The organism is Pseudomonas sp. BE134 (assembly GCF_031456105.1).
GTDB lineage: Bacteria > Pseudomonadota > Gammaproteobacteria > Pseudomonadales > Pseudomonadaceae > Aquipseudomonas.
Genome location: NZ_JAVDUA010000016.1, coordinates 42,629 through 54,192, shown reverse-complemented (window position 1 = coordinate 54,192; position 11,564 = coordinate 42,629). Strand labels below are relative to the sequence as shown.

Here is an 11,564-nt window from a genome sequence, read left to right as displayed (position 1 = left end):
AACGGCGGAGGGTTTCGAAAGAATCTATAAGTTCAGGCCGCCACATCAGGTGTAAAGAAATAGGCCAGGCCGAGGATCAAGTACACGGCGAGCAGTTGCACCCCTTTGAGCCAGTCGGATCGTCCGTCGCCGGCCACCTGACCGGTAATCAGAACGGCCAGCAGCACACTGAGGACCAAACCGCCGGAGAACGCCAGGTCCATTGGCGCCGAACCGATGGCGTAGCTGGCCAGCACGAGAACGGGGGCTACAAAAAGGGCGACCTGAACACTGGAACCAATCGCAATCGAGAGCGAAAGGTCCATGCGGTTTTTCATGGCCGCCGAAATCGCGGAAGAATGCTCCGCGGCGTTTCCGAGTATCGCGACAATGAACACACCGACAAAGAGGTTGCTCAGGCCAAGTTGATGCGCACTGGGCTCGATGGCCGCCACCAGGATCTCGCTGACCCAGGCGATCAACAATGTCGCCACGGCCAGAACCAGCAACGCCTTACTCTTTGACCAGAGCGGGGACTGCTGCCCATCGCTCGCCACCTTGGGATCCCCGGCAAACAGGTTCTTGTGGGTCACCAGCGAGTACAACAGAAACAACCCATAAACAAACAGCAAGACCACGGCGATATATAGGCTCAACCTTTGCAGCCCTTCCGGCGCACGAGGCGCCACCACGGCGTTGTAGGCAGCCGCCAATACAAGTGCGATGGTCGCCATGGTCAGCAACGTGGCCTGGGAGCGAGCTGCGAGGGCATTGAATTGCTGTTCCTTGTGACGCAACCCGCCGGCAAGCATGGCGGCCCCCAGCACCAGCAGGATATTGCCGACAATGGAGCCGATCAGGGAGGCTTTCACCACATCGTGCAGGCCGGCCCGCAATGCGCTAATGGCGATGATCAGTTCAGTGGCATTGCCGAACGTGGCATTGAGCAACCCACCAACCCCTTCCCCTGAGCGCTCAGCCAGTTGCTCGGTCGCCCGCCCCAGCCATCCGGCCAGCGGCACGATGGCCAGAGAAGCCGCCAGAAAAATCAGCAAGTCCTGCTCGGGCGCAATGAACTTCAAGAGGATGGGAATGGGGACGAAGACCAACATCCAATAGAGCATGGCTGTACTCGCATAAGACCAGGTTGATGAAGCGGCAATCGATATCCCGGTAAGGATGGCTTACTTGCGCAATCCCGTCGAAAATTCCACCGACATAACAATGAGAGTCAGTTGCTATTAATCAGGCCCTATCCTCAAGGAACACGAAAGGCAGCCCATTGCGATCCAGTCATGAAGCTTGGCGCCGCGTGACGGCAGTCTTAGGGTCACCTGTAGTTACTGCGGCTTGAACAAAAGCAGGAGCAGAGCTGTTGTGGCAAGCAATGCCCCAGTGAGGAACGTACTGTCCGATCCAAGGCTGTGCCATAACCCGCCCGCAAGAACGCTGGCGATCAGCATGCATGCACCACTGACCAGATTGAAAATGCCGTAGGCGGTGCCCTTGAGTACTGTGGGCGCGTTATCCGCTACCAGCGAGGCAAGAATGCCTTGGCTAAATCCCATATGAAGCCCCCACAACGCAACGCCCAGCATCATCGTGATGACTGAACTGGACTGGGCAAGTACCAGATCCGCCAGGACGAGTAACCCCATACCCACGCAAAGCAGCTTCGTCCGATTGATACGATCAGATAGCCAGCCGGCAGGGTAAGCGGACAACATATAAAAAAGTGCCATTACCACCATCACCAGCGCAATCCAGGTGATCGACAGACCTGTCTGCTGCGCCCGTAATACCAGAAACGCCTCGCTGAAACGGGCAAGTGTAAACACCCCTCCAATAATGACGACCCACCAATAGCCAGTGGAAAAATCGTGAAGGACTCTCCAATGAATGGGAGATCGGAAGTTGCGCTCGCTGGAGGCAGGTGTGGGTTCTTTTACTCCAACTAAAATGAGAGCCACCGCTATTGTTGCCGGGATCACTGCAAACCACAGGACAAGCTGGATATCGGCGAGCCATAGCATGAGGAAGATGGCCAGAGCGGGGCCAAGAACAGCCCCTGCGGTATCCATCGACTGTCGCAGCCCAAAACAGGCACCACGTATTTCTGGTGGCGACACATCGGCAACCAGGGCATCTCGCGGTGCACCACGAATGCCTTTGCCGATTCGATCCAGAAGGCGTGCGGTGAAGACCACTTCAACCGATTGAGCCAGAGGAAAAAGCGGTTTGCTCAGAGCGGCCAAACCATATCCCAGAAGCAGCAATCCTTTGCGCCGACCAATAAAGTCGCTGATAGCGCCAGAGAATATCTTGACGAGCATCGCGGTCGACTCGGCAATCCCCTCGATCACCCCGACGGTCAATGCACTTGCACCCAATGTAGTGACCATAAACACAGGCAGTAAACTGTGTACCAATTCAGACGATAGATCCATGAACAGGCTGACAAAGCCCAACGCCCAAATCGTGCGTGGAATACGAAGACGCTCAGCGTCGGTGCGCGGACTTTCAGTACTCATTTTTGGGTATGTCGGAGCGCGGCTAGCGCGAGCGATCCGAGTTTCCAGTTCCTGGTTTTGTAACTTTAGAGTGTGGATTCAACCGATCGATGCAACAGACCGGCTAAATCTTTGCGCAGCCGCTAATCGTAGAACGGCTCAACCAACGCCCGACTGCCGACAAAAAAACTGTCAGCCACCAGTCGCAACGGCTGGAGGTCCAGGTCACTGGCTTTGTCGTCAATCAGCTGTTGAAAATGTCGATACACCGCCGCGTACTCACCCTCCTCCGATACGGCTTGGCGCACGCCGTCAATGCTCAACAGCGCGCCACCGTTATCCAGTCGCAGGATGCCTTCTGTGCAGCGAATCTCGATGCTCCAGAGTTCCTCATGACCGTGGTCGAAATCGAACTCCGCGCGGACATCGAGGTGGCGCGCATCGGACATTTTGATGGAGGCGGCAATAGGCGACTGGCAGTTGCCGGGGACGCGCAGCTCGGCAGACTCGACAAACAGCGGCAACGCCAGCAGATGGGTGGCAATGGACAAGGCATTGATGCCGGGATCGAAGACACCCAGACCTCCGGGCTGCCAGATCCAGGCCTGGCCCGGGTGCCATTTGCGCACGTCTTCTTTCCAGTCGATCTGTACGCTTTGCAAGGTGCGGGTGCCCAGCCATTCGCGGGCGGCTTCGATGCCGGGTGCGTAGCGTGAATGCCAGGCGAACAAGCCACTGACACCCTGCGCCTCTGCCTGAGTCACTAACGCCATCGCTTCACCCAACGTGGCGCACGGCGGTTTTTCTACCAACACATGTTTGCCAGCGGCCAGCGCTTGTTGCACCAGAGCGAATCGCCCTTGCGGCGGTGTGCAGAACGCAATCGCATCGACATGCGGGCCGTTTTCGAGCATCTCGCCGAGGGACTGAAAATTCTCTACCCCGGCGCAGGGCTGCCCTTGAGTTGCGACGGACACCAACTGGAACGCGGGGTTGGCGTTGATCGCTGGAACGTGTTGATCCTGGGCAATCTTGCCGTAGCCCACCAGGCCGAGACGGATTGGTCGCATCAATGACTCCTTGTTTTTTGTCTTGGTACGCGAATCGGCAAGATTACGTTTGTATTGCGGGGAAGTCATCGATGACGTGCTTACGGCGCAGGGCATCAACCGTCGTTGGTCAGCAATGGGAGATGCTCGGTCAATTCAACACACTGTTTCAATGAACGCCAGGCGAGTACACCTTGAGTGGCGCCTTGGTCGAGGGAACTGGATACAGGGGCGATGGGTTATGGGTGGGGCGGGAGGCGCGAGGACGAGCAACCTCACTTTTTTATAGTCATGCAAGTGCGCTCGCAGAGGGTAGGCGAGGATTCCCGCCTACTCAGACTTTCCACAGAAGAAGTCGAACTGATCTGAAGCATGCGGCAGACTTCGCAATTGAATCTGTCGTATTCCCTATCCGCTGTTATGGATGATCAGTGCGACTTTTCGATACCGACACCCCGGCTTTGCTCAAACCTTTCGCGTTGTGATCGCCTGGAGTCGAGTCAGCAATAGCGCTGGCTTTGCTTAAGCCGTGAGTATCTCTGGAGTGGGCAATGCCTGAAGTCGTCTGGCCATGACCGCGGTCACTATTACGGTCATTGCCGTAGTGATTTCCGCTTTCACCATGATCGCGAACGGACCTGCCGGCGTGATCACTGGCGAGCCCATTGCCGTGGCCGCTACTGTGAGAGCCGCCGGAGTGATCGGAACCGCTGTGACCCGCGTGACCGCCTCCAGTACCGCCGCCATGGCTACCGCCAACGCCACCGCCGTGACCACCACCTCCGTTTCCGTTACCGCCGCCACCGCCGTTCCCGCCACCGTTACCACCACCACCGCCACCATCCTTCGCAAAGGCGGAGTTCATGACAGACAGGTCAGCAGGCAGTAATGGGGCCGCTGCAAGCATCAGGGCGCAAGACATTACAGCAACGAGACTCTTGTTTTTTAAAATCATGATTGCGTCCATTAGTTAATATCACATGGCTTAAGACGCACTTGGACCCAGACAGTTCAAGTCCTGCAACAGATGAAATATGTATTTGCGAACAAACCGTATTCGCGACTCAAGGATCAATGAAAAGCACCGTTGAGCACTTCGTAAATAAGTCCGGTCGCCAGCGCGACCAGGATCAAATCGGTGCCAGCTTGTTGCCATTCATATCCATCATAGTGAGGCAGTCTGCCGACTAAGCGGCCGTCCAGTTTTTTGGCAATCCCTGGGGGAAGTGGCTTGCCGCGCGCGAGGTTCTTTTGAATGCCAGGCGGCAATGCCGACGCGGGACTCCAGTAATCCTGATGCCCGCCAATAATTCCCAGAACGCTTGCGTGATTGATGCTTGGGCCGTGATCCCAATCGTTGCCACTGGACTGCTTGCCTTTGCCTCCCTGGTTGCCATGAACTTCGCTGTTATGCGGGTTGCCCTTGCCGTTTCCCTGGCCTTTTCCATTGCCAGGGTCGGCTAATGCCGTGGTTGAGCCGCAGGACAGCGCAAGGTATGTAACGGCTGCAATCAATGAGCGAGATCTGAACATAGGTCTTTCCTTCATTGTGGAGGAATGTTTTTTGTAATTTAGCTCTACACGGCAACAGGTACACGGAATTTCACGCAGACAACATCAGAGCCGCCATTAATGAGCTATACCGGCTAATCACCCGTGCAGTTCTTCGACGCAGGAGTTTGGCTATGAACCTCAAAATTTCACTGGCAGCACTACTGGTCACCATAACCCTCTTTGGCTGCGCCACATCATCGACCCCTAGTGTCACCGTTACTTTGATTGCCACACAGCGCAACGCCGGTCAGATCGGCAATGTAACGTTGTCGAGCTATGACAATAAAACCGGATTGAGTTACTTCATCAGCGGTGCTCCAGGCGGTGTCACCCTGCCCTTGCGCCTTTACACCTTCATTTATAAAGGCAGTTGCCAACAACCCGGACCGGTCGCCTACGCGATGAACGAACAGGTCAACACCGAACGCCAGCCCATACGCGGCTGGACGTTATCCAGAACCGCACCGGTTGAAATGTCGGTTCTGCTCTCCGGTGAGTACGCCATCGTCGTACGCACGGCACCCTCGGATGGCAACTTTGATATCTTTTGTGGGGATATCAAGCAAGGTGTCGCGGCGAAGTAGCCACACCCCTTCGCAATCGATAACTACTCATCAACACGCCCCGTGGCGTCACGATCGTGCTCATATCGTCTTGTAAGTGGAAACGCCGGCAACCAGGACTCGCGGCGCACAATCCAGCTTTCATAGGTTGGCTTGAGTTGGTCTGGCGCATCAAGGGAGCCCAGGTTCACTTCGACTTCGTCGGCGGTGCGGGCGAACACCGAGGAACCGCAGCGAGGGCAGAAAAACCGCCCCGCGTAATCGCGGGTTTCGCCTTCGATCGTGACCGCATCCTGCGGGAATATCGCCGACGCGTGAAAAAGCGCCCCATGATGCTTGCGGCAGTCCAGACAATGACAAAGGCCGACCCGATAGGGGCGTCCCGATGCCACGAACCTGACCTTGCCGCACAGGCAGCCGCCGGTGAATCGTTCCATGCCGCACCTCCTCTGAATCAAGCGCTCGCGCTCGCAAAATGAGTATCAAAGAGGTTAGTCAACGCGCGTCAAACTCACCAAAGGCCACCCTTGTATGCCTGCATTCACACACCTTCCCGGCCGTTCGAATAGCTGTTCGATCTCCCTACCCTAGAGGCCTTTCACAGCTTTTCAGCGTTTTTCATCAGATTGATTCGATTGAATCAGCTGTTTTCACAGCACTGATAAAGGCATGGCGGTTAACTTCACCCATTAAGCTTCCGGCGTGTGATCGGGACTGTTGTCGCAGGAGAGCCCATGAGCCTGGAACGTCTGAGCAAACTCATTTCGGCCGGATTTGGCATAGCGTTCATTGCTTGCCTGATTTCCGTGGGTCTGGATGAGTACATCGGCAAGCAGGCCGAGCAAGCCACTGATCGACGCCACCAGACATTCACCGATATTGCCTTGATGGCTACCCTCAACCGTGAACTGACACAACTGGCTCGCCTGTATGTCAGCACCGGCGACGAGATGTATCTCACCCAATACAACGAAAAGTGGCAAAACAACCGCACTTTTCACGAAATCGCCACCGATTTTCGAACGATCGGACTGACTGACGCGGAAGACAAACTGCTGACCACTGTCGAGGAAATGGATCACAGGCAGACCGGCATGGAGCGTCAGGCAATGAAGGAGAGCTTCCACCGAGGAGGACCGACATCGCTTGCAGGTTCCACTTACATCAATTCCGAGTGGAGTTTTGCAGACGCACTCAATCAGCTGAAACTCTTGACTACCCAACGTTTTAATAGCGACTTCGAGGCGGCTCGGAACAACGCGAAGCTGTCCGCCCACATCAGTGCCCTGCTGCAATTGATTACGTTGGCCGCGGGCCTGTTGGTATTTTTGGTCATTCTGCGTCGTCAGTTGGTGAAACCTCTGCTGTGTCTGTCCGAACGCATACGCCGCATGAATGCTGGCGAAGCCGTCGGAAAGTCGTGGCATCGCCAGGGGCTGACCGAAGTCGTGGCCCTGGCCGAAGCGCTCGATGCCTATGTCGATGTCAATGAAGAGCTGCACCGAAAGCACTGGGTCAAGGGGCGTCTCAGCGAGCTGGTGCAGGCGCTGCAGTTATGTGCCAGTCGAGAGGCTTTTACCCAGACGTTGCAGCAGAAGCTGGGCAAGTTCCTGGATTGCAGGACGGTTTTGCGATTCGATGCCGACCCCGTCGTCGGGCATACCGGCCAAGTGCATTACAGCTTGCCACTGCTGCAAGATGGGCAGCAGCTCGCCAGCCTTGAGCTCGTTTTCGCCCATCGCCCGGATCTCGCCCAGCTCAAACTGCTCGACAGCCTGCCCAATAAACTCGGCACACTGCTGAATTTGCTGCAGCAGCGCCTGCACAATCAGCAGTTATTGCACCAGGCCTGCCTACAGGCGGAGCAATTGAAGTGCCAGGCGTTGATCCTGCAACAGCGTCAGCAGTCCCTGGAAGCCACCGAAAGCTGGTATCGCGGCATCGTCGAGTTTGCGCCTAAAGCGCTGTTAGTGTTCGACGAGCACGGCGTGATCATGACGAACCAGATGAGCGAAGCGACCTTTGGTTATGCACCCGGCAGCCTGCTCGGCCAGTGTTACCGGGCGCTGGTACCCGACAGTCAGCTCGAAATCATCGATCATCTGCTCGCGCAGGTCCGTACAAACAAGCCGCTCAATACGGTCGAGGTGGTCGCCCGTCGCGCGGATGGCAGCGAGTTTCCTGCCGAGTTGCGTCTGTGCCTGCTGCCGATGCGAGAGGATCGAGGGCAATGCCTGTGCGTCGCGATTAGCGATCTGAGCCAGCGCAAAGAAGAAGAACGCAACCTGCGCGAAGCGCACGAACAGCAGCAGGCCATTGTTACCTCGGCGCCCTATGGTCTTGCGCTGGTGCGAGGCAATCAGATCATGCAGGCCAATTCGCGGCTGGACGAGTTGCTCGGTTATGCGGCGGGCGAACAATTGCAGCGCTCTCCACTGATCTGGTTGGCGCAGGTCATGTCGACAGAGTCAATGAAGACGTTCGAAGCCGACGTTCGCGAGCGGCTGGACCGCGGCGAAATCGTTCACCAGCAGATGCAGCTTTGCCGCAGGGATGCCAGCACCTTCTGGGCAAGCGTGAGTGCACGCGCAGTGGCGCCCGGCAACCTGTCGTCGCAAGGTTCGATCTGGATCATCGAGGACATTTCCGCCCAGCGCGCGGCGGCGCAAGAGATGGAGCAGGCGCGGCAATTGGCCGAGGACAGTGCTCGCATCAAGTCCGAATTTCTGGCCAACATGAGCCACGAGATTCGTACGCCGATGAACGCCATCATCGGCATGACTTACCTGACCTTGCGCACGGAGTTGAGCGACCGTCAGCGCGACTACTTGAACAAGGTACAAAGCTCAAGCCGGCACTTGCTGGGCGTCATTAACGACATTCTGGATTTTTCCAAGATCGAGGCCGGCAAGCTTCAGCTGGAAGTCCGCGACTTCAGCCTGGCCCAATTGCTGGAAGAAGTGCTCGACCAGATACACCCGCGTGTTGCCGATAAAGGCTTGGATATGCGGATCAACGTCGCTGCGGATGTTCCAGAACGCTTGCGTGGCGATCCACTTCGACTGCGGCAAATACTGCTCAACTACCTGAGTAATGCTGTGAAATTCACCGAACGTGGGCAGATCCGCGTTGAGGTGAGCCTGCGTCATGCCGGCGCGGATGACGTATTGCTTAACTTCAGTGTGACCGATAGCGGCATAGGGCTCTCGTCCGAGCAATTGAATAACATGTTCCAGAGCTTCCAGCAGGCGGATACCTCCACCACACGACGCTTTGGTGGCACGGGCCTGGGGCTGGCAATCGCCAAACAGCTGTCCGAGCTGATGGGGGGGCAAGTCGGTGTGCAGAGCGTGCTGGGTGAAGGCAGCAACTTCTGGTTTGAGGTCCGCCTGCTGTTGGCCCAGAGCAATGTCATTGATGACCTGTGCGACGGGGTCACTCCGTGCGACTGGAGGGTGGCCGAAGGGACCCGTGTTTTACTGGTAGAAGACAATGAGTTGAACCAGCAGGTCGCCGCCGAACTACTGCAGGCGGTGGGTTGTTCCGTCGATATCGCAGCGGATGGCCGGCAGGCACTGAATCGATTGTCCGCTGAGCGCTATGACCTGGTGTTCATGGACATGCAGATGCCGGTGCTCGATGGTCTGGAGGCCACCCGTCTGCTGCGTGGGCAGCCTGGATTGAGCACCCTGCCCGTGGTTGCGATGACCGCCAATGCCAGCAAGCGTGATCATGACGCTTGTCTGGCAGCCGGCATGAATGATTTTATCAGCAAGCCCTTCGAACCGCAGACGCTCTACGTCGTTTTGCGCCGTTGGCTGAATGAGACGACGTCCCAACCAAAATGCACCGTCGCGCCCGATTCAATGGCGCAAATGGATTGTGCTGATACGGGTTTGAAACTCGACGGTGTGGACATGGTAGCGGGACTGCGCCGGGTCCTGGGCAGGCACAGCCTGTATGCGAATATTTTGCAGCACTACCTGGCTAGCCAGAGCCCCGTGCTGAAACAGTTAAACGCGGCGATGGCGGCGGGTGAGCTGGATAAAGCCGAATTGTTGGCCCACAGCTGCAAAGGCGTGTCAGCGACCATCGGTGCCGACGCCGTCGCCCAGGCGGCAACTGCATTGGAGCAGGCTCTGCGCGCCAAGCGACCCGAGGATGAGTTGCGAATCGCTCTGGAGGCGCTTTCTGGCCCCCTGGAAGCGCTGCTGGCGCAGTTGCGGGAGAAGCTGCCCAGTGAAGTCGAGACCGCGCCGCCGATAGTGGTCGACGTCGTCGAGTTGCAACGGATCTGCCAGCATCTCGACGCGCTTCTGGGTGACTTTGATGCGCAGGCAGTGCCGTTCTTTTCCTCGCATGCCGGCTTACTCCGTGGCGCGTTTGCAAACAGTTTCCAGCCACTGGAAGGCGCGGTGAAATGTTTCGATTTCGAGCGGGCGCAAGTCTGTTTGAGCGAGGCCCTGCAGGCCTGTGGAACCGCGCAATGAACAAATGAAATTGCAGGGCATCACGCGCTTCATGCCTTTGAAAACTTGTTGTTCAGAAGTTTTCAGCGTTTTTCAGCGCCCGGCGCAGGCGGTTCAGCCCATTTCAGAGCAGAGGTGTGGTGGGTATGCGTTACTGCATTCACTTGGCAGAAACGACAGTCCACACCTTCCCCGTCGTGCTCCCGCGGCAAAAGCATTCGCCCCTGCCGCAATACCGCTCCATCTGTGCCCCCGTCACGAGGTAGTCCAGTTGAACAACTCATCCCCTAGGCCCAGCGTGTTGGTGGTCGACGATTTGCCGGCCAATCTGCAACTGATCAGTGAGTTGCTGAGTGAGCGCTATCACGTGCGAATTGCAACCAGCGGTGCCCATGCGTTGCAGATCGTCAACCGGGCGAGACCCGATTTGATCCTGCTGGATGTGATGATGCCCGACATGGATGGCTACGAAGTCTGCCGTCGTCTCAAGGCTAACCCTGATACGTGCGGTATACCGGTCATGTTTCTGAGCGCCCGCAATCAAGACGAAGATGAGTGCCTGGGGTTCGAGCTAGGAGCGACCGACTACCTGTTCAAACCGATCAACCCGAGAATTCTGCTGGCGCGAGTGCAGACGCAACTGCGCCTGAAGGCGACAACGGACCAGTTGCGTTCGCAAAATACCTTTCTCGACCAGGAAGTCCTCGCGCGAACCTGTGAACTGCAAGCCACCCATGACGTGACTATCCTGGCCCTTGCATCGCTGGCCGAGACCCGCGACAACGAGACTGGCAACCACCTGCGGCGCACGCAGCACTACGTCCGGTTGCTGGCCGAGAAACTACGCGATCACCCGCGATTCAGCGCACACCTGGATGAGCAAAGCATTGAGCTGATGTTCAAGTCGGCGCCGCTGCACGATATCGGCAAGGTGGGTATTGCAGACCACATCCTGCTCAAGCCGGGGCGCTTCGAGCCCGCAGAGTTCGAAATCATGAAGACCCACGCCCAGTTGGGTTATCAGGCTCTGGTACACGCCGAGGAACTGTTGGGAGCCCAAGTGCCCTTCCTGCGCATCGCCAAGGAAATTGCGCTGTGCCATCACGAAAAATGGGATGGCAGCGGTTACCCCAATGGCCTGGTCGGTGACGCCATTCCAGTCAGCGCCCGCCTGATGGCGGTCGCCGATGTCTACGATGCGGTCATCAGTCGACGGGTCTACAAGCCGCAAATGCCTCACCAAAAGGCAGCGTCGATCATCAGCGACGGTGCCGGCCGCCATTTTGATCCGGATGTAGCAGCGGCCTTCACGGGTCTGGAAAAGGAGTTCGCACAAATCGCCGAGCGCTATGCCGATACCCCTGCCGAAGAGCCCCTTGAGGCCATGACCGGTTAACAGCTGCCGAGTAAGGGCAGATTTGAAACAAACGTCTCCGGCGG

Annotated in this window: 9 protein-coding genes; 3 read left to right on the top strand and 6 right to left on the bottom strand. The window is 57.1% G+C overall.

Features of this window, described 5'->3' with window-relative positions:
* Nucleotides 1-32: 32 nt before the first annotated feature.
* The 5 genes from cax to J2Y56_RS14955 all read right to left on the bottom strand — a co-directional run bounded on the left by cax (nucleotide 33) and on the right by J2Y56_RS14955 (nucleotide 5,071).
* Complete coding sequence (cax, locus tag J2Y56_RS14975; protein ID WP_007947874.1) at nucleotides 33-1,103, bottom strand: calcium/proton exchanger; 1,071 nt, start codon at nucleotides 1,101-1,103, stop codon at nucleotides 33-35.
* Nucleotides 1,104-1,319: 216 nt separating this feature from the next.
* A complete protein-coding gene (locus J2Y56_RS14970) occupies nucleotides 1,320-2,510 on the bottom strand; it encodes an MFS transporter (RefSeq protein WP_007947873.1) in 1,191 nt (396 codons plus the stop codon).
* Between the two features lie 122 nt (nucleotides 2,511-2,632).
* Nucleotides 2,633-3,559, bottom strand: coding sequence for a Gfo/Idh/MocA family protein (locus J2Y56_RS14965; protein ID WP_007947871.1), 927 nt, complete (start codon nucleotides 3,557-3,559; stop codon nucleotides 2,633-2,635).
* A gap of 397 nt (nucleotides 3,560-3,956) precedes the next feature.
* A complete protein-coding gene (locus J2Y56_RS14960) occupies nucleotides 3,957-4,493 on the bottom strand; it encodes a hypothetical protein (RefSeq protein ID WP_033049568.1) in 537 nt (178 codons plus the stop codon).
* A gap of 116 nt (nucleotides 4,494-4,609) precedes the next feature.
* The gene (locus J2Y56_RS14955) at nucleotides 4,610-5,071 is read right to left on the bottom strand and encodes an anti-virulence regulator CigR family protein (RefSeq protein WP_007947868.1); all 462 of its coding nucleotides are present in this window, start codon (nucleotides 5,069-5,071) and stop codon (nucleotides 4,610-4,612) included.
* 152 nt (nucleotides 5,072-5,223) lie between these two features.
* Here J2Y56_RS14955 and J2Y56_RS14950 point away from each other — a divergent pair, with 152 nt between their 5' ends.
* Complete coding sequence (locus J2Y56_RS14950; protein WP_007947867.1) at nucleotides 5,224-5,676, top strand: hypothetical protein; 453 nt, start codon at nucleotides 5,224-5,226, stop codon at nucleotides 5,674-5,676.
* 23 nt (nucleotides 5,677-5,699) lie between these two features.
* Here J2Y56_RS14950 and J2Y56_RS14945 read toward each other — a convergent pair whose 3' ends face one another.
* Nucleotides 5,700-6,092, bottom strand: coding sequence for a GFA family protein (locus tag J2Y56_RS14945; RefSeq protein ID WP_007947866.1), 393 nt, complete (start codon nucleotides 6,090-6,092; stop codon nucleotides 5,700-5,702).
* 297 nt (nucleotides 6,093-6,389) lie between these two features.
* On the opposite strand from J2Y56_RS14945, the gene J2Y56_RS14940 reads away from it, so the two are divergent.
* Entirely contained in the window at nucleotides 6,390-10,145 is a 3,756-nt protein-coding gene (locus tag J2Y56_RS14940; protein ID WP_007947865.1) for a PAS domain-containing hybrid sensor histidine kinase/response regulator, read from the top strand.
* 250 nt (nucleotides 10,146-10,395) lie between these two features.
* On the top strand, nucleotides 10,396-11,520 hold the full coding sequence (locus J2Y56_RS14935; protein WP_033049567.1) for a two-component system response regulator: 1,125 nt from the start codon (nucleotides 10,396-10,398) through the stop codon (nucleotides 11,518-11,520).
* The last annotated feature ends 44 nt before the right edge of the window (nucleotides 11,521-11,564 follow it).